The following is a 24,604-nucleotide window of genomic DNA, read 5'->3' as shown; positions in this document are numbered from 1 at the left end:
CGAGCCGCACCGACCACTAGGAGACACGACATGACCGAGGCGTACATCGTCGCCACCGCCCGCTCGCCGATCGGCCGCGCGCACAAGGGCTCGCTCGCCGGCGTCCGCGCCGACGACCTCGCCGCACGGATGGTCGAGGCCGCCGTCGCGCAGGTGCCCGGGCTCGACCCGGCGCGCATCGACGACCTCCTGCTGGGCTGCGGGCTGCCCGGCGGCAGGCAGGGCATGAACATGGCCCGCGTCGTGGCCGTGCTGAACGGCTGGGACTCCGTGCCCGGCACCACCGTGACCCGCTACTGCTCCTCCAGCCTGCAGACCACGCGCATGGCGTTCCACGCCATCAAGGCGGGGGAGGGTGACGTCTTCGTGTCCGCCGGCGCCGAGTCGGTGAGCGGCATGGCCGTCGGGTCGAGCGACGAGATCCCCGGCGTCGACCTCACCAACCCGCGCTTCGCCGAGGCCCAGGAGCGCACCGCGAAGCGCGCCGTCGGCGGCGCCGGGGGATGGACCGACCCGCGCGCGGACGGCGCCCTGCCGGACGTGTACGTCGCCATGGGGCAGACGGCCGAGAACGTCGCGGATCTGCGCGGCATCTCGCGCCGCGACCAGGACGAGTTCGCCGCGCGCAGCCAGCAGCGCGCCGAGGCCGCGATCGCCGACGGCTTCTGGGCGCGGGACATCACCCCCGTCACCCTCGACGACGGCACCGTGGTGTCCGCGGACGACGGGCCGCGCCCCGGCACCACCGTGGAGAAGCTGGCGACCCTCGACCCGGTGTTCCGGCCGGACGGCACGGTCACCGCGGGCAACGCGTGCCCGCTCAACGACGGCGCCGCCGCCGTCGTCGTGGTCTCCGACCGCGTCGTCGACGAGCTCGGCCTGACCCCGCTCGCGCGCATCGTGTCCACCGGGGTGACGGGCCTGTCGCCCGAGATCATGGGCCTGGGCCCGGTGGAGGCCAGCCGGCAGGCGCTCGCCCGCGCGGGCCTCGGCATCGACGACATGGACCTCGTCGAGATCAACGAGGCGTTCGCCGCCCAGGTCATCGCGTCCGCCCTCGAGCTCGGCATCGAGGACGAGCGGCTGAACGTGCACGGCGGCGCCATCGCCGTCGGGCACCCGTTCGGCATGACCGGCGCCCGCATCACGTCCACGCTGATCAACGGCCTCGAGATGGCGGGCGGCCGGTACGGGCTGGAGACCATGTGCGTCGGCGGCGGGCAGGGGATGGCGATGGTGCTCGAACGCGTCTGAGGCGGGGTGGCCGGGCCGCTCACCGACCGTCGGGATCCCGCATCCGCGCGCGGAGCACGTCGAGCTCGCACCCCGGTGCGTCGGGGTCGAAGCCGTGCTCGATCAGCCAGCGCGACGCCACCAGGCTGCGCAGCGACCACCAGGCGCGGACCACGTCCCGGTCCGCGCCGGGGCCGTAGCCCGCGAGCAGGTCGTCCAGGCGTTCCTCGTGCCCGAGCGTGAGGATGGCCAGGTCGTACATGGCGTCGCCGGGGGCGGCCTCCGACCAGTCGATGACGCCGGTGACCTCGTCGCCGTCGACGAACACGTGCGTGAGCTGCAAGTCGCCGTGGACGAACACCGGGTCCCACGGCCGGAGCACCGCCTCGGCGATCTCGCGGTTCCTCCGGACCACCTCGGCGGGCACGACGTCGTGGGCGAGCAGCCACGCGCACTCGCGGTCGAGCTCCGCCGCCACGTCGTCGAGCCGGCGTCCCGGCCACGGCGGCAGCGGCGCGTCGTGCAGCCTGCGGACCGCCGCACCCGCCGCGGCCCACGCGGCGGGCGACGCGTCCGACGGCTCGCCGAGGACGCCGAGCGCCCGGCCGGGCACGGCGGCGAGCGCGAGCACGGGCGGCTCGCGCCAGAGGACCGCCGGGGTCGGCACCGGCGCCAGGGCCATCGCCCGCGCCTCGCGCTCGGCGTGCGCCGGGTCGCCGTCGACCTTGAGGAACGTGTCGCCCACGCGCAACGTCGCGCGCTGGCTGTGGGCGACGACGACCTCGACGGCGTCCGTGCCGTCCGTCGTGTTCATCCCGTCATCCTGACGAGGACCGCCGCCGATGTCGCCGGAATTCTCGGGCGCTGTCGGGCACTGTCAGAGCCACTCTCCGTCGCGCATGAGGGTGCGGCCGGCGATCTCGTCCACCTCGCGCCACGCCTGCACGCGCCGGGGGTGCAGCACGAGGTAGACGTCGTGCTCGCCGCCCGGCCGCGGGTCCCAGTCCGCCTGGGCGGCGTAGCCCTCGGCGAGCTCCGGCGGCGCCTCGGCGACCCGGACCGACCGCTCGAGGACGGCGTCGATCATGACGACGTCGCGCGTGCCCCCGAGCGAGAGTCGCGCGGTGCCGGTGGCCAGCACGTTGCGGCCCGTGCGCGACGTCGCGTCGAGCGCGAGCACGACCCGGTCGTCGAGCCACGCCAGAGACAGCGGCACCAGGTACGGGACGGCGGTGCCGTCGTCGGCCACCGAGGCGGTGGCGACCCACACGTCGCGCACGGGGGAGCGCAACATCGCCAGCGTGTCGGCCTGGCGCTGCTCGCGCGTGCGGGGAACGGGGGCGACCTGCGGGTTCGTCGTCATGGCGCCATCCTGCCTGACCCGGGCAGGTGCGCAGGCCCGCCCCGGTCAGCGTGGCTGGGTGTGTGCTCCGAGCCAGGCGGCCATCGTGTCGAGCGTGAGGTGGGTGTCGGCGATCGTGAGGACGAAGTCGGCCATCTCGATCTGCTCGCCGGCGAGCCGGCGCCCGTTCATGGCGTAGAAGACGTGCACGAGGATGAGCGACAGGCGCTTGTTCCCGTCGTGCAGCGGGTGCAGGCGGTTGGCCGAGTCCATGAGTGCCGCGGCCTTGAGGTCGAGTCCTTCGTAGAGCTCGACGTCGTACATGCGCGACCTCGGCCTCTGGCACACGGAGTCCAAGAGGCCGAGGTCGCGCACCTGCCAGTCGTTGCGGTCGACGACGGCGAGGGCATCGGTCAGGGCGACGTACCTCGTCACGCGAGCCGCTCGAGGGCCTCGCCCCAGGAGTCCATGGCGTCCGTGATGTAGGCCTGGATGTTCTCGTCGCCCGCCTCGTCGAGAAGACGCTCGAGCGCCTCGCCCTGCGTCAGGTGCTGCGCCTCCGCGCGCGCCTTGAGCCGGTCGCGCACCGAGGTCGGCACCTTGATCGTCGTCATCTCCGCCGGCGTGGTCATACCGTGAGTATACCCGCGTCTATCCCTCGGGGACGTAGAGCGCGAGGGACTGGGCGACGAGCGCGGGCTTGTCGCCGCCCTCGATCTCGACCGTCACGGTCGAGGCCGCTCGCACGCCCTGGGCGACGGTCTCGGCGCCCGTGAGCTCCGTCGTCGCGCGCACGCGAGAACCGACGGGCACGGGGGCGAGGAACCGCACCTTGTCCAGGCCGTAGTTCATCGCCATCGCGACGCCGCCCACCTCCACCAGCGACGACGCCAGCCGGGGCAGCAGGGACAGGGTGAGGAACCCGTGCGCGATCGTCGTGCCGAACGGGCCGGACGCGGCGCGCTGCGGGTCCACGTGGATCCACTGGTGGTCGGCGGTGGCGTCGGCGAACGCGTCGATGCGCTCCTGGTCGATCGTGAACCACTCCCCGGTGGCCTTCTGTCCGACGGCGTCGGCCAGCGCGGCGGGGGAGGAGACGGTGATGGTGGTCGTCATGCCTTGCTCCTTGCGCACGATCGCTGCGGTGCCTCGCTCCGGCACACCTCGTTCCTCGGCGTCCCTCCGCGGGGGCTCCTCGCCCTCATGCCTTCGGCCCGCCCGCCACGTAGAGCACCTGGCCCGAGACGAACGAGGCCTCCTCGGAGCAGAAGAACGACACGGCGGCGGCGATGTCCTCGGGCTGCCCGACCCGCCCGACGGGTACGTCCTTGGCAGCCTCGGCGTGGAACTGCTCGGGCGTCAGGCCGATGCGCTCGGCCGTCGCCGCGATCATGTCGGTCGCGATGACGCCCGGCGCCACGGCGTTGGCGGTGACGCCGAACTTGCCCAGCTCGATCGCGAGCGTCTTGGTGAAGCCCTGCATGCCCGCCTTCGCGGCGGAGTAGTTCGCCTGGCCGCGGTTGCCGAGCGCGGACGTGCTGGACAGGTTGACGACGCGGCCCCAGCCGGCGGAGACCATGTGCGCCTGGACGGCCCGGGTCACGACGAACGCGCCGCGCAGGTGCACGCGCAGCACCGCGTCCCAGTCGTCCTCGGACATCTTGAACAGCAGGTTGTCGCGCAGGATCCCGGCGTTGTTCACGCAGATCGTCGGCGCGCCGAGCTCGTCCGTCACGCGCGCGACGGCGGCCTCGACCGCCGCGGCGTCGGCGACGTCGACCCCGAGGCCGAGCGCCCGACCGCCCCCGGCGACGATGTCGGCGGCGGTCGCGGCGGCCTGCTCCTCCAGGAGGTCGAGGACGGCGACGGCGTGGCCGTCGGCGGCCAGCCGGCGGGCGGTCGCGGCGCCGATGCCGCGGGCGGCCCCGGTGACGACGGCGACCCTGGGGGTGTCGAGGTGGGAGGCGGTGGTCATGCGGTGATCCTCTCGTCGAAGGTGATGAGCTGGCGCAGCTCGGCGCCGGCGGCGAGCCGGTCCAGGGCGGCCGGCAGGTCCTCGAGCCCGATGCGGGCCGAGACGAGCGACTCGAGCGGCAGGCGTCCGGCCCGCCAGAGGTCGACGTACCGCGGGATGTCGCGGCTCGGCACGGACGACCCGAGGTAGGAGCCCACGACGGTGCGGGCCTCCGCCGTCAGGGTCAGCGGCGCGACGGACGCGCGGGCGTCGGGCCCGGGAAGCCCGGCCGTCACGGTGGTGCCGCCCGGCGCGGTGAGCGCCAGCGCGGTCTCGAACGCGCGCGCCGACCCGGCGGCCTCGACGACGACGGGCGCCCGCTCGCCGGTGCCCAGCGCGGCGTCGAGCGCCTCGGCGGGGGTGGCGGCCGTGGCGCCGAGGCCGCGCGCCAGGTCGAGCTTGGCGGGCACCGGGTCGACGCCGAGCACCTCGTGCCCCAGGGCGCGGGCGACGAGCAGCGCGGCCATCCCGACCCCGCCCAGCCCGACGACGGTCACGCGGTCGCCGGCGGCAGGGCGGCCGGCGTTGATCACGGCGCCGCCGCCCGTGAGGACCGCGCAGCCGAGCAGGGCGGCGACGTCGGCGGGCACGTCGTCGTCCACCGGGACCACGGAGGTGCGGTGCACGACGGCGTGGGTGGCGAAGGCGCTGACGCCCAGGTGGTGCCGGACGGGGGCGCCGTCGCGGTGCAGCCGGACCGCGCCGCCGACGAGGGTGCCCGCGGCGTTGGCCGCGCTGCCGACGGTGCAGGGCAGCCGGCCGTCGGTGGCGCAGGCCGCGCAGGTGCCGCAGCGCGGCAGGAACGTCAGGACGACGCGGCGGCCCGGGGCGATGCCGTCTGGGCCGCCGACACCGCCGTCCGTGTCCTCGCCCGTGCCGTCGCCGACCGCCTCCACGACCCCGGCCGCCTCGTGGCCGAGGAGCATCGGCGTCGGCCGGTCGCGGCTGCCGTCCACGACGCTCAGGTCGGAGTGGCACAGCCCCGCGGCCTCGATGCGGACCAGGAGCTCGCCCGGACCCGGCGGGTCGAGGTCGAGCGTGCTGGTGCGCAGCGCCCCGGAGACGGCGTACGGCGGGGGTGCCCCGGTGCGGTCCAGCACGGCGCCCACGATCTGCACGGTCGACCTCCTCGTCGTCGAGGGTCCCCAGTCTGCTCCGGGAACCTGACCGGACAGACATACCGACTGCGCGGTATGTCGAGTGCAGCGTACACGAGTGGCCGGCTCGCGCGGCCCACCTGCGCGGTTGACAGCGGTCGGCGCCGCGGCGTCTACTGACAGTGTTCGAACAGGCGTTCGAATCGGTTTTTCGGGCCGGCCGGTGCTGTCGTGCTGGTCGTCGATGGTCGTCGATGGTCGTGGTCCGCCGGGTGCTCGCCCGTCGCCGGGCTCGGGGGGAGGTCGCGTGACGGTCGTCGCCCCTCCGCGCACCGCGGCCCGTCCGGCCGCCGCGGCGGCGCCGGACCGGGTCGCCGCCGCCCGCGCGGCGCTGCGCGCGGCGGAGCAGCGCACCGGCCGGCACACCGGGCCGCGCACCGGTCATGGCCGCGGGTCGGAGCCGGCCGCTCGCCTGCTGCCCGTGCACCCGGGGCTGGCGGGCCTGCTGCCCGACGGCGGCCTGGCCGCGGGCACGGTGCTCGCCGTGCGCGGGTCGACGACGCTCCTGCTCGCGCTGCTGGCGGAGGCGTCGCGGTCCGGCGCGTGGGTCGCCCTCGTCGGCGCGCCGACCGTCGGGATGCTGGCCGCCGCGGACGCCGGGATCGCGCTCGGGCGGACGGTGCTCGTGCCCGCCCCCGGCCCGGACGCGCCGGCGGCCCTCGCCGCGCTGCTCGACGGGATGGACGTGGTGGTCGTCGGCACGGGCGCCGCCCTGCTGGACGGCGACCGGCGCCGCCTGGCCGCCCGCGCCCGGGAGCGGGGCGCGGTGCTGGTGACGCAGGCGGCGTGGCCCGGCGCGCACGTCACCCTCGACGCGCGCGGCGGCACCTGGTCGGGCGTGGACCACGGGGCGGGCTGGCTGCGCCGCCGCACCCTGCGCGTGCGGCGCACCGGGCGCGGGGCCGCCGCCCGGCCCGTCGAGCTCGAGGTGGACGTGCCGCTGCAGGTGGAGCGCGTGGTCGGCGGCCCCGTCGCGGCGGGCGGCGTCCCGGGTACGGACCGGCACACCGCCGAGCACGTCACCGCCGAGCACGTCACCGCCGAGACCGCCGAGCCCGACCGGCGGGCCGCCCGGCTGCGGGTGGCGTGATGACGAGCGGGAAGGGCGGGAAGGGCCCGGCCGGAAGGGCCGTGGTCGGTGCGGCCTCGAGGACGGCCGTGCTGTGGGTCCCGGACTGGCCGGTGGTCGCGGCGCTGACGGCGGCCGGCCTGGACGCGCACGTCCCCGCCGCGGTGCTCGGCGCGCGCTCGGGCGGCGGGGCGGGCGCGGGGCACACCGTCGTGGCGGTCTCCGCCGTCGCCCGCGCGCAGGGGGTGCGGCGCGGGATGCGCCGCCGCCAGGCGCAGGAGCGGTGTCCCGAGGTGGCGCTGCTGCCCGCCGACGACGCCCGCGACGCGCGGGAGTTCGAGCCCGTGGCGCTCGCCGCCGAGACGGTGGTGGCGGGCCTCGAGGTGGCCCGCCCGGGCCTGCTCCTGCTGCCGGCGGGTGGCGCCGCGCGGTATCACGGCTCCGAGCTCGCGCTGGCGCAGGCCCTGGTGGGCGCCGTCGCCGCGCGCACCGGCCACGAGAGCCAGGTGGGCGTGGCGGACGGGCTGCTCGCGGCGGTGCTCGCCGCCCGCGAGGACGCCGTCGTGCCCCCGGGCGGGTCCGCCGCGTTCCTCGCCGACCGCCCCGTGGGGGAGCTGGTGCACGCCGTCTGCGACCCGGCCGGGGTGGCCGCCGTGCGGGAGGCGGCGGGGCTGTGGTGGCGGCTCGGCCTGCGCACCCTCGGCGACCTGGCCGCCCTGCCCGGCGCGAGCGTGCAGGCGCGCTTCGGCGACCTCGGCGCCTGGGCGCAGCGGCTGGCGCGCGGCGAGGACCTGCGCCCGCCGGCGCGGCGCCGCGTCGAGGAGGACCTGGCGGTCGCGGAGGAGCTCGACCCGCCCGCCCTGAGGGTCGACGTCGCGACCTTCGCCGCCCGCCGCCTGGCCACCGCGCTGCACGACCTGCTCGCGTCGCGGGGGCTGGCCTGCGGGCGGCTGCGGATCACGGCGCGCACGGCGGGGGTCGACCTGGGCGGGGACGACGTCGGCGGCGCCGAGGGCGCCGTGCTGGAGCGCGTGTGGCGCACCGACGACGCCGCGGCCGGCGGGATGAGCGCGGCACGGATCACGGACCGGGTGCGCTGGCAGCTCGAGGGGTGGCTCACCGCGGCGTCCGCCCGGCGCGGGCCAGGGGCGGGCGGCGAGGGCGACCCCGTCGTCGCACCGATCGCCCACCTCGCGCTGGCGGCGGAGGACGTCGTCCCCGCGACCACGCACCAGCCCGGCCTGTGGGGCGCCGACGCGGGCGAGGGGGAGCGGGCCCGGCGTGCGCTCGGCCGGGTGCAGGGGCTGCTCGGCGGGCACGCCGTGCTCACGGTGGAGCTGCAGGGCGGCCGCGGCCCGCGCGACCGGGTGCGGCTCGTCCCCTTCGGCTCGGACGGCGGTGCGGGCCGCGACCCCGGGCTGCCCTGGCCGGGGGCCCTGCCCAGCCCTGCGCCCGCCGGTCTGCCGGACGAGCCGGTGCCCGCCCGCGTGCTCGACGCGACGGGGCGCGACGTCGTCGTGGACGCCCGGCTCGCGATGAGCGGCGAGCCCGCCGCCGTCGCGTGCGCTCGTGACGGCGGCGGCCCCCGGGGCGGGGGCGTCGTGCAGGACGTCGCGACGGTGACGGGCTGGGCCGGGCCGTGGCCGCTCGCCGAGCGCTGGTGGTCCGCCGACGGCGGAGCCCGCCGCGTCTACCTGCAGGCGGTGCTCGACGACGGCCGGGCGCTGCTGCTGGCACAGACCGGCGGGCTGTGGCAGGTGGAGGCGTTCTATGACTAGCGGGTACGCCGAGCTGCACGCGCACTCGGCGTTCAGCTTCCTCGACGGCGCGTCCCACCCGGAGGAGCTGGCGGCCGAGGGCGCGCGCCTGGGCCTCGACGCGCTGGCGCTGACCGACCACGACGGCCTGTACGGGGTGGTCCGGTTCGCGGAGGCCGCCCGGGCGGTGGAGCTGCCCACCGTGTTCGGCGCCGAGCTGCACCTGCCCGCCCCCGTGACGCCGGGGGCGGCGCCGGGCACCGCCGGGAGCCGCCCGGTGCTCGACCCGCCCACCGGGGTCCCCGACCCGCGGGCCACGCACCTGCTGGTGCTGGCGCGCGGCGACCAGGGCTACCGGAACCTGTCCCGCGCCATCGCGACCGCCCACCTGGACGCCGGGGTCAAGGGCAAGGCCCGGTACGACCTCGAGCACCTCGGCGCCGAGGCAGGCGGCGAGTGGCTCGTGCTCACCGGGTGCCGCAAGGGCGCCGTCCGGCGCGCGCTCACCGCGCCCGGGCCGGGCGGGGGCGTCGCCGCGGCGCGGCGCGAGCTGGACCTCCTGGTCGACACCTTCGGCCGCGACAACGTGGCCGTCGAGCTCACCGCGACCGGCGACCCCCGGGACGCCGTCCTGCACGACGCGCTCGCCGCCCTGGCCCGCGCCGCGCGCCTGCCGGTCGTCGCCACGACGGACGCGCACTACGCCCGCCCGCGCGACGCCGACCTGGCGGGGGCGCTCGCCGCCGTGCGGGCGCGCTCCTCGCTGGACGGCCTCGACGGCTGGCTGCCCGGTGCCCCGACCGCGCACCTGCGCTCCGCCGCCGAGATGCGGTCGCTGCACCGGAGGCACCCGCGGGCCGTCGCCGCCGCGTCGGCGCTCGCGGCCGAGTGCGCCTTCGACCTGCGCCTGGTGGCGCCGAACCTGCCGCCCTACCCCGTCCCGGACGGGCACGACGAGGCCAGCTGGCTGCGCGAGCTGGTGCGTCGGGGCGCCACCGACCGGTACGGCCCGCGCCCCGCGCCCGGGCGTCCCGGCGACGAGCGGGCCTGGGCGCAGATCGACCACGAGCTGCGGGTCATCGAGCAGCTGACCTTCCCCGGCTACTTCCTCGTCGTCTACGACCTCGTGGAGTTCTGCCGCACCGAGGGCATCCTGTGCCAGGGGCGCGGCAGCGCCGCCAACTCGGCGGTCTGCTACGCGCTGGGCATCACCGCCGTCGACGCCGTGAAGCACGGCCTGCTGTTCGAGCGCTTCCTCGCGCCCGAGCGCGACGGGCCGCCGGACATCGACATCGACATCGAGTCCGGGCGCCGCGAGGAGGTCATCCAGCACGTCTATGCGACGTTCGGGCGCACGCACGCGGCGCAGGTCGCGAACGTCATCTCCTACCGGCCGCGCTCCGCGGTGCGCGACGCCGCCCGGGCCCTCGGGTACGACGTCGGGCAGCAGGACGCGTGGAGCAAGTCCATCGAGCGCTGGGGTTCGCTGCGCGGCCCGGACCCGGTCAGCCCGGCCGCCGACGCCGCGGCCGGGGCCGCGCGGGCGACGGGCGGCGCACCGCCCAGCCGGCGCGCCGCCAAGGAGGCGCACGTCGCGGCGCTGTGGGGGAACCGTCCCGCGGGCGTCGTCGACCCGCTCGCCACGGACGAGGGCGAGGTGCGCCGCGCTGACGACGCCCACGACGTCGTGCCCGCGCAGCGCCCGCCGTCCGCCGCGGAGGAGGGGCAGATCCCCGGCCCGGTGCTCGACCTGGCCGACCGCATGCTGCGGCTGCCCCGGCACCTGGGCATCCACTCCGGCGGGATGGTCATGTGCGACCGCCCGGTGATCGAGGTCTGCCCTGTGGAGTGGGCGCGGATGGAGGGGCGCACGGTGCTGCAGTGGGACAAGGAGGACTGCGCCGACGCGGGGCTGGTGAAGTTCGACCTGCTCGGCCTGGGCATGCTCACCGCCATCCGGTACGCGTTCGACTCGATCGCCGAGCACACGGGGGAGCGGCTCACGCTGCACGGCCTGCCCGACGACGACCCGGCGGTCTACGACCTGCTGTGCGCGGCCGACACGGTCGGGGTGTTCCAGGTGGAGTCGCGCGCGCAGATGGCGACGCTGCCGCGGCTGCGGCCGCGGAAGTTCTACGACATCGTCATCGAGGTCGCGCTCATCCGGCCCGGCCCCATCCAGGGCGGGTCCGTGCACCCGTACATCGAGCGGGCGCGGGGGCGGGAGAAGGTGACGTTCCTGCACCCGCTGCTGGAGAGCTCCCTCGGCAAGACCAAGGGGGTGCCGCTGTTCCAGGAGCAGCTCATGCAGATGGCGATCGACGTCGCGGGCTTCACCGCCGCCGAGTCCGACCAGCTCCGCCGGGCGATGGGCTCCAAGCGGTCGGTCGAGCGGATGGAGGCCCTGCGCGGCCGGCTCATGGACGGGATGCGGGCGAAGGGGGTCGACGACCCGGCCGTGCGCGAGGAGATCTACGACAAGCTCAAGGCGTTCGCCGACTTCGGCTTCCCCGAGTCGCACGCCTACTCGTTCGCCTACCTCGTGTACGCGAGCTCGTGGCTCAAGGTGCACCACCCCGCCGCGTTCTACGCGGGGCTGCTGGCCGCGCAGCCCATGGGGTTCTACTCGCCGCAGTCGCTGGCCGCCGACGCGCGCCGCCACGGGGTGCAGGTGCTGCGCCCGGACGTCAACGCCTCGCGGGCGCTCGCGGGCGTCGAGCGGACGTCCTCGCCGGTCGAGCCTGTCGAGGCCCAGGTGTCGACAGGCTCGACCGGCGGGGGCTTCGGGCCGCCGCCCGACCCGGCGCTCGCGGTGCGGCTGGGGCTGTCCGCGGTGCGCGGCATCGGCGACGACCTGGCCGAGCTGATGGTCGCGGAGCGGGAGGAGAACGGGCCGTTCCGCGACCTGCGCGACCTCGCCCGCCGGGTCGGGCTCAGCACCGCCCAGCTGGAGGCGCTCGCGACGGCGGGTGCCACGGAGGGGCTGGGCGCAGGACGCCGCGAGGCGCTGTGGGCGGCGGGGGCGCTCGGCCAGGAAGGGCCGGGCACCCTGCCGGGCGTGTCCGTCGGGGTGGACGCCCCGACCCTGCCGGGCATGACGCCGGTCGAGACGGACGTCGCCGACGCCTGGGCCACCGGCATCACGCCCGGCTCGACGTCGCCGCTGGAGCACGTGCGCGAGGGCCTGGAGAAGGCGGGGGTGCTCACCGTCGCGGGGGTGTGCGCCACGGAGCCGGGCCGGCGGGTGGCCGTGGGCGGTGTGGTGACGCACCGGCAACGCCCGGGCACGGCGGGCGGCGTGACGTTCCTGTCGCTCGAGGACGAGACGGGGCTGCTCAACGTCATCTGCACCGCCGGGCTGTGGCGCCGCTTCCGGACCGTGGCGCGCGGCGCCCCGGCGATGGTGGTCCGCGGCCGGGTCGAGAAGGCCGACGGCGCGGTCAACCTGCTCGCGGAGCACCTCGCGCCGCTGCGGCTGCCCGTGGCCACCCGGTCCCGGGACTTCCGCTGAGGTGCCCGCGGAGTGCGGCGGTGTGCTGTCGCGGTCAGCCGGCGGCGCTCGCCGCGTCGCCCGGCCCGGCGGGCAGGGCATCCGAGCCGGTCCCGCGGCGCCGCGCGCGACGGCCGCGGGAGACCTCGGTCCCCAGGGCGTCGAGCGGCTGGGCGAACGGGTCCGCGAAGCGCGCCAGCCACAGCCGGACGACGTCGAGCCCGGCGTCGTCGACCGCGTACAGGCGGCGGGCCCCCTCGGCGCGCACGGTGACGAGCCGGGCGTCGCGGAGCACGCGCAGGTGCTGCGAGACCGCGGGCTGCGAGATGGCGGCCTCCACGCGCAGCGCGTCGGCCAGCGCGCCCGCGGGGCGCTCGCCGGCGGCGAGCAGCTCGAGCAGGCGCCGGCGGACGGGGTCGCCCAGGGCCTCGAAGACCCCACGCCGGGGACCCGGCGCCTCGGCGGCCGTGCCGCGCGGCATCAGGCCTCCGGGACGGTCGTGTAGAAGGCGACGGTGCGCTCGGACGCGGCGCGGGCGGCGCCCGGGTCGTCGCCGGCGGCGACCGCGGCGTCCGCCCAGCCCGCGGCGGCGAGGCGCGCGAACGCGACGCCGTCGGGGGACAGCGTCCACTCCTGGGCCTCCGCCGGGTTCACGGCCGAGCGCGGGTGCGCGACGTGCAGCCCGAGGCCCATGAGCCCCAGGTCCCAGCCGACGCCGGTGGCGCCGGGGCCGTACTGGTCCCAGAGCTCCTGCGGGACGACGGCCTCGTGCACCAGCTCGAGGACGGTGCCGTCGCCCGACTCCGTCAGGGAGACGGTCAACCACGAGACGGAGCCGGCGAACTCCCAGGTGACGTCGAAGGACTCGGGGGCGTCGCAGCGCTCGACGGTGCCCCCGGCGTTCCCCTCGAGCTGGTAGCGCCCGCCGACGGTCAGGTCGCCGCTGACGGGCAGGAACCAGCGGGGGATGCGTTCCGCGGAGGTGACGGCGTCCCACAGGTCGGCGCGGTCCGTGGGGTAGGCGCGGCGGGCGACGGCGATCTTCGTGGGCGTCCCGTCCCGCTCGCCGGTGCGGATCTCCCGCGCCACGAGCCCCGCGGTGGCGACCGGGTCGATGGTGATGGTCATGACGACTCCTTGATATAAGCGAACGCTTATATGTAACCACGTGCCGGCGCTCGGAGGGAAGGGGGACCAGTCCAGGGGAGCTCAGTCCAGGGGAGCGACGACGCAGACCTCGAAGGTCCCGCGGCCGCGCCGCAGGAGGTAGCGGCAGCGCTCGCTGGCGATCTCGGCGGCGAGCTCGTCCCGGTAGGACCAGCGGACCTCGACCCAGAGCAACGCCCAGCCGACCTCCTCGAGGGCGATCAGCTCGGGCAGCACCGCGACGGCCTCGCGCGCTCGCGGTGCCGCCGGTCGCTGCCTCGACAGGTCGAGCACGTCCTCGGGGGACGCGAGGACGGTCGAGCCCTCCTGGCCCACGAGCAGGGCGGGCAGGTCGTAGCGGTCGGTGACGGCCTCGAGGTCCTCCGCGCCGAGCACCAGGCCCAGGTCCGCGAGGAAGGAGGACAGCGCCTCGCCGTCGTACGAGCCCGTCGGATTCGCCATCCGATCACGGTAGCGCCGTGGCATGATCAGCGCTCATGAGCCGCCGTCGCTCGCATGGCCTCGTGCCCGCCGTCGCCCTCCTGCTGGCCGTGAGCCTGTCCGCGAGCGCGTGCGCCGGGCTGCTCGGGGGCGCGGCGCCGTCCGCGTCCTCCGAGGCCCCTGCTTCCTCCGACGCCCCCGCGACCGAGGGGCAGATCGCCGAGGCGGCCGAGGGGTGGGGCGCCGCCCCGCAGTACGTGCTGACGACGTCGGCCGCGGGGTTCGAGGCGGTGCCGATCGCCGCAGGGGTCTTCGGCCCCGACGGATTCTCGCTCCAGTTCAGCGGCACGTCCGGTCGCACGTTCATGCTCTCGGCCGTCGAGGGCTCGATGACCGCGGACGACTGCGCCGCGGTCCCGGTGCTGGACGTCGGCGGGGCCGAGGCCGGCGGGCCGGTGACGTGCGGCCAGGAGGACGGGGCGTTCCGACGGACGGCCGCCGAGGTGGAGGAGTACGTCGTCCTGCATGACGACGCCCTCGTCCGGATCTCGGGGAGCACCGCCGACCACGACGCGCTGCGCGAGGCGGCCGCGAACGTCCGGGTGCCGACGAGCGGCGAGCTGGCCGCGCTCGTCGCCGGCACCCCGCGGGACCCGGGCCCGCCGGCCGAGCGTGGCGACCTGCCGCCCGGCGACGGGGCGCCGGACAACTCCGTCGGCCTGGGCGGCTGACGGGCGCCCTCACCAGGCCTGCGCGAAGACGTCGGCGAACAGCTCGTCCGCATCGACGTCGAGGCCGCGCGACGCGAACCAGGTGCACACGTTGCGGCAGTCGCGGTGCAGCAGGTCCGCGCCGAAGGGGTTGGCCACGAGGTCCACGACCTGGGGCAGGTCGATGATGACGAGGCGGCTGCCGTCGTCGGGCGTGCCTTCCTCGCCGACGCCGTCGACGAGGATGTTGTACGGCGACAGGTCGCCGTGCGCCCAGCCGAGCCGCGCGATGACGCCCATCGCGTGCCGCAGCTGCTCGAACCAGTCCGCGAGGACCGCCGCGTCAGGGCGGGTGCGGGCGAGCCGCGGCGCGGCCTCGACCGTGCCGTCCGCCGACTCCCGGCCGACGAACTCGAGCAGCAGCTCGGTGCCGTCGATCTGCACGGGGTACGGCACGGGGGCCCCGGCGTCCCACAGGCGGGAGAGGGCGAGGAACTCGGCGTCGGCCCACTGGGTGGCGGCGACGGCCTTGCCCCACGAGGACTTGCGGTCCTCGATGGCGCGCTGGTCGCGGGTGCGGCGCACACGCCGCCCGTCGGTGTACTCGCCGTCGCGGTGGAACTGGCGGTGGTCGCGGCCCCGGTACCGCTTGGCGGCCAGCAGGCTGCGACGGGTCGGGTCGTCGGGCACGGCGCGCTCGACGAGGAAGACGTCCGCCTCCTTGCCGGTCTTGAGCACGCCGAGCTCGGTGTCGAGCGCGGCGTCGGCGGTCACGACCCAGTCGGGCCGGGGCTCGGGGCCGCGCTGGCCCTTGGTGACGGAGGTCCAGGTGGACCACCGCTGGTCGGGGCCGGGCTCCGCGGGGAGCGCGGCGCCGAGGTCTGCCTCGAAGGACGCGGGGGAGAAGGGGATGGACGAGGGGGTGTGCTGGTGCACGCGAGACTCCTGCTCAGGTCGAGGAGCTCGGTCACGGCCCCTCAGGATCGGGTGGTGTCCGCCCGCCGGAGGGTCTCCGGGAGGGCGCGCATGACGACGTCGTCCATCGGTCTGCCCTCCTTCGCGTGCGGGCCCGCGCCGTCCGCGTGCCGCCTGCCGGGAGCATGGCAGGGGCGGGCCGGGGCGGTCCACGTCTTTTTCTCGGTGTCGCACCTCGGGCGTCGGTTCTTCGGTCCGTAGGGTGCCCGCATGGGGTTCGCGCCGGTCGTGCAGGGGGTCCCGGGCGTGGAGGACGTGCTGGTCCGCACCGCCCGACGGCTGCGCACGACGTCCACCCTGGTGCTCGCCCCCGAGAACGGCTCCGGCGACGGCGGCCGCCCTGCGCTCCTGGTCGACCCGGCGTGGGAGCCCGGCGAGCTGGTGGCGATCGCCGAGGAGACGAGGTCCCGGGGCGGGCGGCTCGCCGCGGGGTTCGCGACCCACGCGCACCACGACCACCTCCTGTGGCACCCGCGGCTCGGCCTCGACGTCCCGCGCTGGGCGACGGCGCGCGCGGCGTCGGTGGCGCGGCGGCGGCGTCGGCGGCTGCTCGAGGAGGCCCGACTCGACGCGGAGCGCTACGGGGGAGCCGACCATGCGCCGGAGGTGCTCGACCTCCTCGGCCGGGTCGCCCCGATCCCCGCGGGCGAGCGCGGCGTCCCCGACCCGGGCGGCGTCCTGCCGCCCACCGAGGTGGTGACGCACGACGGCCACGCCCCCGGGCACGGCGCGCTCTGGCTGCCGCGCAGCCGCGTGCTGGTGGCGGGGGACGTGCTAAGCGACGTCGAGCTGCCGCTGCCGACCGACGAGATCACCGACGAGATCACCGACGGGAGCACGGAGCCGGACGAGCGGCGTGCGGCGCGGGGCGTGGAGGCCTACCTCGCCGGGCTGGACCGGCTCGCGCCGTACGCGGCCGCATGCGCCGTCGTCGTGCCGGGGCACGGGACGCCCACGACCCGGGCCGTGACCCGCCTCGACGCCGACCGGCGGTACCTCGACGCCGTGCTGGCAGGGCGCTCCGTCGACGACCCGCGACTGGCCCTGCCCGGAGCCGCGGAGGACGACCGCCGGCTCCGCGCCGTGCTGGCGCGCTGACGGCCCCGGGCGGAGGCGCTCAGCCGCCGAGCGCGCCGGCCCAGGCCGTGACCTGCTCCCACACCGGCTGGGTGTCGAAGCCCATCTGGCCCAGGGCGGCCCAGGCCACGCCGACGACCGCGTAGAGGCTGACCGGCGTCATGACGAGCCACTCCCGCCACGACCCGGCGTCGCCGAGGATCGGCAGCGAGAGGTTGCCGCCGTCGCGCCACACGTCGTCGAAGGGAAGCACCCGGTAGCGCCGCACCCAGTAGGGGGAGCGGAACTTCAGCGGCCACAGCAGGGGGACACCGGCCGTCGTGACGAGGTCGCCGAGCACGTGCACCGTGCAGCCGAGGGCGACGGCCAACGGCATCCAGTTCCACTCCTCGGGCGCGAAGACGGCCACGCACGCGGCGAGGAGCAGCGACAGCGTCCAGGTCCACCAGCGCCTGCCGCCGGTGACCTTCCAGGCGCGCAGGGCGAACGCGATGAGCAGCACGGCCATGACGCCGGGGCCGACCAGCACCTCGCCGAACGCCTCCGTGCTGATCGAGACCATGCCCATCACCCAGGCGATCGCGGTGAAGACGGCGATGCCGAGGATCGAGTGGGTGCCGTTGCGGTGCCCGCCGGACACCGTCGCGACGAGCTTGGAGACACCCTCGGACACCGGGGGCAGCGAGTGCGCGATGGTGCCGCTGTGGTGGTCGGCGTCGGGCAGCAGCGCGGCGCCCGCGCAGACCAGCGCGCCGGTCATCACCCCGACCTCGGAGACCGGGTGCCAGCCGAACGCGAACGGTGCCGTCGACGTGACCGCGACCCAGGCGGCCGCTCCCGACGCGGCGTGGTGCCCACCCATCATGACCTGCGGCGCTCCCGTCCTCGGCGGCCGTTTCGCCGCCGCTCGTCCCGTTCCTCACCCTTGACCGGTTGGTCCGGGCCGGGCAGGACGCTACACGTCGCCGCCGACGGTCCGCCGGGCTGCTCAGGAGGCCGCCCTCGCCACCAGGGGAGGAGCGTCGCGGTTTGCGAGACACCGCCCCGCCCGTGCTATGTTTTTCCCCGCACCGAGACGGCGCCGAGGCGCTGTCGAGGTCCACTCGTCCGGGTGGCGGAATGGCAGACGCGCTAGCTTGAGGTGCTAGTGCCCTTTATCGGGCGTGGGGGTTCAAGTCCCCCTCCGGACACCACAGATCACGAAGGGCCCCTCACCGCGGGTGAGGGGCCCTTCGTGCGTCCGCGGCCGGCGCGCCGGCGTCAGCCCCACGCCGTCGTGAGGGCCGCCCACACGACGGGGGAGTACGCCGGGTCGCCGGTGCGCTCCCACGCGTCGGCCTGCTCGCGCTGCCAGGCACCCAGGGCCGCGACGGGGTCGTCGGCCTCGTGCGCGGCGTCCACGGCGACGATCGCGCGGGCGAGGTTCTCGTAGGGCGCGGAGCTCTCCGTCGAGGCGGGGCCCAGAGACGAGGCCGCGAGCATCTCGATGCCGACGTCGGTGGGCAGCGTCCACCGCGCCGCCGTGACGTGCTCGGCGCCGCGGGACGCGAAGGCCGCCACCAGGCCCGTCGGGTCCGCGTAGCCGGCGTCGCCGCCCGACGCGCAGGCGACCAGCGCGACGCGCGACGGCACCACCCAGCCGTCGAGCGCCACGTCGGAGGCCAGCAGGGGCCGGTGCGTGCCGCCCACCAGCGTCGCCCGGCCGTGCGCCTCCGGCCCGTCGGTGAGGTGCAGGCTCGTCCCGAGCGCGTGGGCGCCCTGGGTGACGTGCCCCACATAGAGGAACCGCCCCGCGTCGGCCAGCAGCGTGCGGAGCTGGTCGCGGTTCACGAGCGAGCGCACCGGCGCCTCGGGGGTCGTGACCCGCAGCCGGTCCCCGAGGCCGGCCAGCATCCGCTCGACGAGCGGCTCGGACCGGCGGGTCACCGGCCCGAACCCGTCGATGGCGCCCGGCACCACGGGGTTGACCGTCGCGACCACGGGGCCCGCCGGGCGCGGCGGTGTCACGGCGCGGGTCGGGGCGTTGCGGACCGATGCCGGGAGCAGCATCGACACGTCGGCGAGGTGCACGACGCGCTCGCCCTCGTCGACGCGCAGCGCCTCCCACGGGACGGTGGCGAGGGCGGCCGACGCCTGGATGCGCAGGTGCGGGCGCAGGCTCCGCTCGAGGAAGTGGTTGAGCTCCGCGCCCAGCGGCTGCGGGAGGAGCGCGCCGGCCAGCGCCCACGCCACCTCCTTCTCCCGGTCGAGGTCGCCCAGCACGCGCCACGAGCGCAGCATCGCGTCGCGCAGGGACTCGCCCGCCGCCGGGTCGGGCACCGCCGGCCGGAACGCGGCGAGCGCGCCCGCGACCTGGGCCGGCTGGATGCCCCAGAGGCGTGGCCGGTCCAGCGCGTGCTCCCAGCGCCACGTGACCCAGAGCCCGCCGGAGTTGGTGTCCACGTACTTGACCTGGACGGTCGGGCGCGTGCCGGCGTGCTCGGCGACGTCCTGCACGCCCGGGACCGTCAGGCTCACCACGCGTCCACCACCTCCGGCGAGCGGGCCTCGAAGCCGTACCGCTCCCTGACCGCACGCGCCGCCCACTCCAGCGGGCTGTCGCCGTCCGGCATCGACCGCACGCGCGGCGGGGTGGCGAGCAGATCGAGGCCGACGACGTCCTGGGACGTGCGTGGGTCGGCGCGGAGCGGCTCGAGCGCGGCGCTCGCGGCGACGTGCTCCAGCAGGTCGAGGATCTCGTCGGCGCGGCCGGCGGCCGTGAGCATCCGCAGCGCGGAGTCGACCACCGGGCGCGCCGCCTCGGCCGTCCACGACTCGCGGAAGTCGCCGGCGGGCATGCCGAAGCGGATCGCGTCGGCCGCCAGCGCGCACGGGACGGCGATGTCGATGGCTCGATCCAGCGCCGCGGCCGGCTCGTCGTCGCTGCTGGAGCCGTCGTCGGTGCCGCCAGTGCCGCCAGAACGGAGCGCGTTCGCGCGGCGCACGAAGGCGTTGTACGCGGCCACCGCGCGGCGGACGTCGACGCGCACCAGCTCGACCGGCTCCGTCACGAGGGCCCGGGCGCGGTCGTGCGCCGCGAGGGCGTCCTCGGACCGTCCGGCGTCGTCGAGCGCGAGGCCCAGCACCGTGCACGCCTCCGTCTCGCCGACCGGCTCGCCCCAGGTACGGCACCGTTCCGCGGCGCGGCGGGCCTCGCGGATCGCGCCGTCGGTGTCGCCGCGCAGGCGCAGCACCTCGGCACGCGCGGCGGCGACGCCGGCGGCCTGACGCTGGTTGCCCACCTCGAGGAACTGCCGCTCCGCCTCGTCGAGGTGGCGCTCGGCGGCGTCGGCGTCGCCCTGCTCCAGGGCGAGCGACGCCGCGTGGCGGGCGCGCTCGCCACGGCGGGCCGCGTCGAGGGGCTGGGTGGCGGCGACCGCCTCGGCGGCCCGGACGTGGTGCACCGCGGCGTCGGTCGCGCCGGCCAGGCGGCGGATCATCGCGAGCCGGTCCAGGCACAGCGACACCAGCCGCGGCTCGTGCTCCGAGGCGAGGTCGAGGGCCGCGCGGACGTCGGCCTCGGCCAGGTCCAGCTCACCGGAGCGCTGCCGCGCCCAGCCGCGCCCGAGCCGCAGGTGGACCTGGGCCTCGGCCCACATCGGGTGGCCCAGCGGATCGTCGACGTCCAGGGCGGCGTCGTAGTCGGCGGCCGCTGCCGCACGGTCGCCGGCGGACAGATGCAGATCGGCGCGCGCCATCAGCAGCATGACGAGCTCGAACGCGGCCCGGCCGTCGCGCAGCCGGCCCGCGGCGGTCGCCGCCTTCAGGCCGTCGGCGACGTGCCGGCGGGCGGCGTCGTGGTCGCCCCGGTCGGTCGCGGCCTGGGACAGCGCGTGCCGGACGTGGGCGCGCAGGTACAGCGCGTCGGGGTGGCTGCGCAGGTACCAGCGGTCGACCTTCGCGAGGATCCGCTCGGCGTACGGCTCGGCGGCCGCGTAGCCGCCGCGCTCGTACACCTCCGTCATCCGCGCGGCCAGCGCGTTCACGTCACCGTCGAGGTCCACGGCACCGCTCACGGGCCCACCTCGCGCGCGATCTCGACCAGCTGCGCCGCGTCCACGCCCGCGACGGGGGTGAAGCCGGGTACCCGCAACGTCAGCCGCGGACGCCGCGTCAGCGCCGCCGGGCCGACGGCGGCCTCCCCGCGCCAGACGTCGCCGCGGCGTTGGAGCGGCACCGCGAGGGCGCCGGTCGCGCCGTCGTCCGGTGCGTCGTCGACCGCCACCGGCGCGACGGGGGGAGGCGCCCCGACCGTCGGCGCCGCGGGCACCGTGACCTCGAGGGTCATCGTCAGCCGGACCCGCCACGCGAGCCGTCCCAGCGGGTCCACCACCCCCTGGGGGACGGATCCCGGGTCCACCGAGTCGCTGCCCTCCAGGAGCGTGGTGCCGTCGGCGGCCCCGCCGCGCGCGGCGAGCGCGTAGTCCTCCTGCTGCGGGGCCGGCGCGGGGGCCGGCGCGTCGAGGACGACGCCGTGGTCGTCGGCCAGCTCACGCACCTCGTCGCCGAGCACGGCCGGGTCCTCCGGGGTGCCGGCAGGCCGCGACACGCGCTCCAGCGGGCCGAGGCGGCCGACGTGCGCCGCCAGCTCCCGGAGCGCGCGCTCGACGGCCCTGTCGTCGTCGGTGATCCCGTCGAGCGCGGCGAGCGCCGTCGCCCGGCGGGCCGCGAGCATCCGGGGGTCCAGGGGCGGGACGTCCGCGACCCGCGAGGCCGGCCACCACGCCTCGCGCCACGCGTCGAGCGCGAGACGGCGCAGCGCCTCGCGAGGCATCGCGTCGAGCCACCCCGCCGCGCGCGGCGCGTCCCACACGTCGACGCCGCTCGCGCCCGTGCCGAGGTCCCACCACAGGGTGGCGCCGGCCCCCTCGAAGACGGCGGTGCGCCAGGGGGCGGTCACGCCACGCCGCCCGTGGTCGCGCCGGTTCGTGCGAGGCCCGCCTTCACGCGGTCGCGGCGGTCGAGCACCACGGAGCGCATGGCGCCGTCGAGCAGGTCCCAGACGCCGTCGGACGACAGGGGCGTCCCGCGCAGCTCGCGACCCTGCAGGCGCACCCACAGCCGGCGGAGGAACGCCTCGCGGGCGCCGTCGGCCGGGCCGGAGCCGTCGGGCAGCCGCAGCGCCTGGCGGACGAACGCCTCACGACGCCAGCGGCCCTCGAGGCGGCGGGCGGCGTCGGTGCCGCCGTCGAGGTGCCCCGCCGTGGCGCCGGCCGTCATCACCACGCGGTCCGCCTCGTCGGACAGCTGCCACGGCTCGCCGCTGCGCCGCGCCTCGGCCGTCACGACGTCGTGCAGGCCCTCGCTGCCGTCCACCTCGAGCCCCGAGATCGCGCCGAACAGGCGCTCGAGGACCGATCGGTCGAACGGCGCGGGCAGCGCGGACTTCGACGCGTGCGCGCCCACCTCGGGCGGGCCCGGCACCTCGAGCTCCGTCATGCCGGCGGCCCGGGCGGCACCCGGCGCGCGCAGCGCCGCACCGGCGGCCGTGCCGTCGCTGGCCGCGACCATGGCGGCGAGCTCGGCGCGCCCGTCCGCGGCGCACCGGTCGAGCAGCGCCGTGACCCGGCCGTCCGCGCCAGGCTCGGTGTCGTGCCCGGTGCCGTGCTCCGCCGCTCTCGCGCGCACCTGCCGCTCCCACGCCTCGTCGATCGCGCGCCGCACCGCGTCGGCCACGGACGGCGTCGTCAGGTAGTCCCTCAGCCCGGCGGCCGTCACCCGGCCGTCGTCGTGCACGTCGTCGACCTCCCTGCCGGCCACTGCGGCGGACACCGCCGCGTCGTCCTGGGACGGGTGCCCGTGCCCGTGCGCCAGCTCGTACGCCCGCTGGAAGTACAGGTCCTGCGCGTTGCCCGCCGTGATGCCGCGGGCCCGCCGCTCGCGCTTCATCAGCACGTACCAGGCGGCCGCGGCCCGCAGGTCGTCGCCGGCGGCCAGGAGCAGCTCCCGCAGCTCCCGGGCGGCGGCCGGGTCGAGCAGCGCCCGCCCCAGGTGGGGGCGCTGCACCGGGCGCACGACCAGCGGGTCCAGGATCAGCTTCGTCGTGCGCGCCAGCGGCAGGCCCGCCGCGTTGCTCAGCGGCGCGACGCCGTCCCCGAGCTCGCGCCAGGCCGCGCCGAGCACGCCCGCCCGGGGTGCAGTCTCCGCCGTCACACGGAAACCCTAACGGCGCCGTCCGGGCACGGGCGGGGCGCGGCCGGCGCCGGGAGGGGGCCGTCAGGACGCCGGGCCCCCGTAGAGGAGGGCGCCGTCGACCGGGTTGCGCATGACGTGCACGGTGTCCCCGGCCCGCGGGATCTGCAGGCGCGACACCATGGTGCGCAGCGTGACCGCCTGACCCTCGAGGTCGAGCTCCAGCTGCACGATCGGGTTCCCGTTGACCGACTGCCCGGTGTCGGCGATCGCGGTGACCGCCGCCGTGCGGACGTCCGTCCCCGCCGGCGCACCGGCCATCCCCGCCATCCCGGCCTGGCCCGCGCGGGCGGCCTGCATCGCGTCGCGGACCTTGTCGGTGTTCTCGCTGCCCATGACGAGCCGCGCGAGCCCGCCCGTGAGCCCGCGTCCCTGGCCGATCTTCTCGGCCGTCCGCATCGCGTCCTCGACGCGCTCCTCGTCGCTCTTCTTCCTGCCGAACAGGCCCATGACCGGTGTCCTCTCCTCGGTTCGTCCTCGTCGACGGCGACCCTAGGATCGGGCCGGAGGCCTCCCGGTCACAGGAATCACGGAGCGTCGAGGGCGTCGCCGGACAGCAAGACGCCCCGCCGTGTGGAGCGACGGGGCGTCTCGATCCGCTGTCTCATTCGGATCCCGCCGGCGCTCTCGCGCCGGAAGTCTGCGGGCCATGCTACCCGGACCTCCGCGGCGTCGGCCGACACGCGGCGTCCACCGGCGTCGTGGCAGGTCGGTGCGGCACACTGGGGTGCACGCCGGCGAGAGGAGCCCACGGGTGGCGAAACGTGCGACCGAGAACGTGCCGGCCTGGCTGCGGACGTCGGCGGGCTGGTCGTGGCGGCTCATCGCCCTGACGGCGGCGGTCGCGCTGGTGTTCTGGGCGACGGTGCAGGTGCAGCTCGTCTTCGTGGCCGTGTTCCTCGGGCTGGTGTTCGCGTCGGTGCTCAACCCCGTCGCCGACCTCTACGCCAAGGTCATGCCGCGCCCGCTGGCCACGGCGCTCGCGATCCTCAGCGCGTTCCTCGTGCTCGGCGGCCTCATCACGTACGTCGTCGCGTCCGTGGCGGGGCAGTGGGAGCAGCTCGCCGGCCAGTTCGACACCGGCATCCAGCAGATCCTGGCGTACCTCGAGAGCGGCCCGTTCGGGCTGTCGGTCACCCTCGACCAGATCAACCAGTGGATCGACCAGGGCCGGCAGTGGCTCACGGACAACGCCGACTCCCTCGTCAGCCAGGCCGCGCAGAGCGCCGGCTCGGTGGCGGAGGGGTTCGCGGTCTTCGCCCTGGCCATCTTCTGCACCGTCTTCTTCGTCGCGTCGGGCGGCAAGATGTGGCGCTGGTTCCTCGACCAGATCCCGGCGCAGCACCGCACGCGGTGGCAGGCCGCCGCCGGGGCCGGCTGGTACAGCTTCTCCGGCTACGCGCGCGGCACCGTGATCATCGCCTTCACCGACGGCGTGCTGGCGTTCATCCTGCTGACCATCCTGGGCGTGCCGCTCGCCGCCCCGCTGGCCGTGCTGGTCTTCATCGGCGCCTTCATCCCCCTCATCGGCGCGCCCCTGGCGATGATCATCGCCGCGGTCGTCGCGCTGGCCGCCAACGGCATCGTCACGGCCCTCATCGTCACGATCGGCATCGCGCTCATCGGGCAGCTCGAGGGCCACGTGCTGCAGCCGCTCATCATGGGCAAGCAGGTGGCCCTGCACCCGCTGATCATCGGCATCGGCGTCACCGCCGGCACCGTCCTGGCCGGGATCCTCGGCGCGATCATCGCCGTCCCGCTCATGGCCGTCGCGTGGACGGTCTTCTCCACGCTGCGGGGCGACCGGCCGCACCCCGAGCTCGAGGAGGAGCCGTCCGGCCTCAGGGACGGGCCGCTCGCGGTCGCGCCGTTGGTGGACCGGCCGGCGGAGGCCGCGCCGGGCGGGCCCGGGGCCGCCGACCCGTCGGAGGAGGGCCCGGACACCTCGCGGGACAAATAGCG

24 protein-coding genes and 1 tRNA gene are annotated in these 24,604 nt (G+C 76.6%); 8 read left to right on the top strand and 17 right to left on the bottom strand.

Annotated features, from left to right (window positions below):
* The first annotated feature begins 30 nt into the window (after positions 1-30).
* Positions 31-1,254, top strand: coding sequence for an acetyl-CoA C-acetyltransferase (locus tag AAG589_RS04865; RefSeq protein WP_430566092.1), 1,224 nt, complete (start codon positions 31-33; stop codon positions 1,252-1,254).
* 19 nt (positions 1,255-1,273) lie between these two features.
* Here the strand turns inward: AAG589_RS04865 and AAG589_RS04860 are convergent, their stop codons facing one another.
* The 7 genes from AAG589_RS04860 to AAG589_RS04830 all read right to left on the bottom strand — a co-directional run bounded on the left by AAG589_RS04860 (position 1,274) and on the right by AAG589_RS04830 (position 5,707).
* Entirely contained in the window at positions 1,274-2,047 is a 774-nt protein-coding gene (locus tag AAG589_RS04860) for a phosphotransferase family protein (protein ID WP_430566091.1), read from the bottom strand.
* Positions 2,048-2,110: 63 nt separating this feature from the next.
* A complete protein-coding gene (locus AAG589_RS04855) occupies positions 2,111-2,596 on the bottom strand; it encodes a pyridoxamine 5'-phosphate oxidase family protein (RefSeq protein ID WP_430566090.1) in 486 nt (161 codons plus the stop codon).
* A gap of 45 nt (positions 2,597-2,641) precedes the next feature.
* On the bottom strand, positions 2,642-3,010 hold the full coding sequence (locus AAG589_RS04850) for a type II toxin-antitoxin system death-on-curing family toxin (RefSeq protein WP_430566089.1): 369 nt from the start codon (positions 3,008-3,010) through the stop codon (positions 2,642-2,644).
* On the bottom strand, positions 3,007-3,207 hold the full coding sequence (locus AAG589_RS04845) for a hypothetical protein (protein ID WP_430566088.1): 201 nt from the start codon (positions 3,205-3,207) through the stop codon (positions 3,007-3,009). Before AAG589_RS04845 ends, AAG589_RS04850 begins: the two co-directional genes overlap by 4 nt.
* Positions 3,208-3,226: 19 nt before the next feature.
* The gene (locus AAG589_RS04840) at positions 3,227-3,691 is read right to left on the bottom strand and encodes a MaoC family dehydratase (RefSeq protein ID WP_430566087.1); all 465 of its coding nucleotides are present in this window, start codon (positions 3,689-3,691) and stop codon (positions 3,227-3,229) included.
* Between the two features lie 85 nt (positions 3,692-3,776).
* Complete coding sequence (gene fabG / locus AAG589_RS04835) at positions 3,777-4,550, bottom strand: 3-oxoacyl-ACP reductase FabG (protein ID WP_430566086.1); 774 nt, start codon at positions 4,548-4,550, stop codon at positions 3,777-3,779.
* Positions 4,547-5,707 carry a zinc-binding dehydrogenase gene (locus AAG589_RS04830; protein ID WP_430566085.1) on the bottom strand — a complete coding sequence of 387 codons (1,161 nt, stop codon included), beginning with the start codon at positions 5,705-5,707 and terminating at the stop codon, positions 4,547-4,549. Before AAG589_RS04830 ends, fabG begins: the two co-directional genes overlap by 4 nt.
* Positions 5,708-5,993: 286 nt before the next feature.
* Between AAG589_RS04830 and AAG589_RS04825 the strand changes: the two genes are divergently transcribed.
* From AAG589_RS04825 to AAG589_RS04815, 3 genes are all read left to right on the top strand, one after another.
* On the top strand, positions 5,994-6,836 hold the full coding sequence (locus AAG589_RS04825; RefSeq protein ID WP_430566084.1) for a hypothetical protein: 843 nt from the start codon (positions 5,994-5,996) through the stop codon (positions 6,834-6,836).
* A gap of 68 nt (positions 6,837-6,904) precedes the next feature.
* On the top strand, positions 6,905-8,593 hold the full coding sequence (locus AAG589_RS04820; RefSeq protein ID WP_430566083.1) for a DNA polymerase Y family protein: 1,689 nt from the start codon (positions 6,905-6,907) through the stop codon (positions 8,591-8,593).
* On the top strand, positions 8,586-12,083 hold the full coding sequence (locus AAG589_RS04815; RefSeq protein ID WP_430566082.1) for an error-prone DNA polymerase: 3,498 nt from the start codon (positions 8,586-8,588) through the stop codon (positions 12,081-12,083). The genes AAG589_RS04820 and AAG589_RS04815 overlap by 8 nt, the downstream gene beginning before the upstream one ends.
* 34 nt (positions 12,084-12,117) lie before the next feature.
* Here the strand turns inward: AAG589_RS04815 and AAG589_RS04810 are convergent, their stop codons facing one another.
* The 3 genes from AAG589_RS04810 to AAG589_RS04800 all read right to left on the bottom strand — a co-directional run bounded on the left by AAG589_RS04810 (position 12,118) and on the right by AAG589_RS04800 (position 13,670).
* On the bottom strand, positions 12,118-12,543 hold the full coding sequence (locus AAG589_RS04810; protein WP_430566081.1) for an ArsR/SmtB family transcription factor: 426 nt from the start codon (positions 12,541-12,543) through the stop codon (positions 12,118-12,120).
* Positions 12,543-13,190, bottom strand: a complete 648-nt coding sequence (locus AAG589_RS04805; RefSeq protein WP_430566080.1) for an SRPBCC family protein — start codon at positions 13,188-13,190, stop codon at positions 12,543-12,545. The genes AAG589_RS04810 and AAG589_RS04805 overlap by 1 nt, the downstream gene beginning before the upstream one ends.
* 81 nt (positions 13,191-13,271) lie before the next feature.
* Complete coding sequence (locus AAG589_RS04800) at positions 13,272-13,670, bottom strand: hypothetical protein (protein WP_430566079.1); 399 nt, start codon at positions 13,668-13,670, stop codon at positions 13,272-13,274.
* A gap of 35 nt (positions 13,671-13,705) precedes the next feature.
* Between AAG589_RS04800 and AAG589_RS04795 the strand changes: the two genes are divergently transcribed.
* Positions 13,706-14,380: a hypothetical protein gene (locus AAG589_RS04795; RefSeq protein WP_430566078.1), complete on the top strand. Its 675-nt coding sequence runs from the start codon at positions 13,706-13,708 to the stop codon at positions 14,378-14,380.
* 9 nt (positions 14,381-14,389) lie between these two features.
* Here the strand turns inward: AAG589_RS04795 and AAG589_RS04790 are convergent, their stop codons facing one another.
* Positions 14,390-15,295 carry a serine protein kinase RIO gene (locus AAG589_RS04790; protein WP_446719673.1) on the bottom strand — a complete coding sequence of 302 codons (906 nt, stop codon included), beginning with the start codon at positions 15,293-15,295 and terminating at the stop codon, positions 14,390-14,392.
* A gap of 249 nt (positions 15,296-15,544) precedes the next feature.
* Between AAG589_RS04790 and AAG589_RS04785 the strand changes: the two genes are divergently transcribed.
* A complete protein-coding gene (locus tag AAG589_RS04785; RefSeq protein WP_430566077.1) occupies positions 15,545-16,432 on the top strand; it encodes an MBL fold metallo-hydrolase in 888 nt (295 codons plus the stop codon).
* Positions 16,433-16,451: 19 nt separating this feature from the next.
* Here the strand turns inward: AAG589_RS04785 and AAG589_RS04780 are convergent, their stop codons facing one another.
* On the bottom strand, positions 16,452-17,276 hold the full coding sequence (locus tag AAG589_RS04780) for a metal-dependent hydrolase (RefSeq protein WP_430566076.1): 825 nt from the start codon (positions 17,274-17,276) through the stop codon (positions 16,452-16,454).
* Positions 17,277-17,516: 240 nt separating this feature from the next.
* Between AAG589_RS04780 and AAG589_RS04775 the strand changes: the two genes are divergently transcribed.
* Positions 17,517-17,604: transfer RNA gene (locus tag AAG589_RS04775), tRNA-Leu, on the top strand.
* 67 nt (positions 17,605-17,671) lie between these two features.
* Here AAG589_RS04775 and AAG589_RS04770 read toward each other — a convergent pair.
* The 5 genes from AAG589_RS04770 to AAG589_RS04750 form a co-directional block, all read right to left on the bottom strand.
* Positions 17,672-18,931, bottom strand: coding sequence for a CHAT domain-containing protein (locus tag AAG589_RS04770; protein ID WP_430566075.1), 1,260 nt, complete (start codon positions 18,929-18,931; stop codon positions 17,672-17,674).
* Positions 18,925-20,466, bottom strand: coding sequence for a hypothetical protein (locus AAG589_RS04765; protein WP_430566074.1), 1,542 nt, complete (start codon positions 20,464-20,466; stop codon positions 18,925-18,927). Before AAG589_RS04765 ends, AAG589_RS04770 begins: the two co-directional genes overlap by 7 nt.
* Positions 20,463-21,350 carry a hypothetical protein gene (locus AAG589_RS04760; protein ID WP_430566073.1) on the bottom strand — a complete coding sequence of 296 codons (888 nt, stop codon included), beginning with the start codon at positions 21,348-21,350 and terminating at the stop codon, positions 20,463-20,465. The genes AAG589_RS04765 and AAG589_RS04760 overlap by 4 nt, the downstream gene beginning before the upstream one ends.
* Complete coding sequence (locus AAG589_RS04755) at positions 21,347-22,603, bottom strand: hypothetical protein (protein WP_430566072.1); 1,257 nt, start codon at positions 22,601-22,603, stop codon at positions 21,347-21,349. The genes AAG589_RS04760 and AAG589_RS04755 overlap by 4 nt, the downstream gene beginning before the upstream one ends.
* 63 nt (positions 22,604-22,666) lie before the next feature.
* Positions 22,667-23,092: a hypothetical protein gene (locus AAG589_RS04750; protein ID WP_430566071.1), complete on the bottom strand. Its 426-nt coding sequence runs from the start codon at positions 23,090-23,092 to the stop codon at positions 22,667-22,669.
* Positions 23,093-23,396: 304 nt separating this feature from the next.
* Here AAG589_RS04750 and AAG589_RS04745 point away from each other — a divergent pair, with 304 nt between their 5' ends.
* A complete protein-coding gene (locus AAG589_RS04745; RefSeq protein WP_430566070.1) occupies positions 23,397-24,602 on the top strand; it encodes an AI-2E family transporter in 1,206 nt (401 codons plus the stop codon).
* Positions 24,603-24,604: the final 2 nt, after the last annotated feature.

It is taken from the genome of Isoptericola sp. F-RaC21, assembly GCF_038593535.1.
Lineage (GTDB): Bacteria > Actinomycetota > Actinomycetes > Actinomycetales > Cellulomonadaceae > Isoptericola.
Note: the sequence above shows the minus strand (reverse complement) of the source record. Positions and strands in the feature narration are given on the sequence as shown.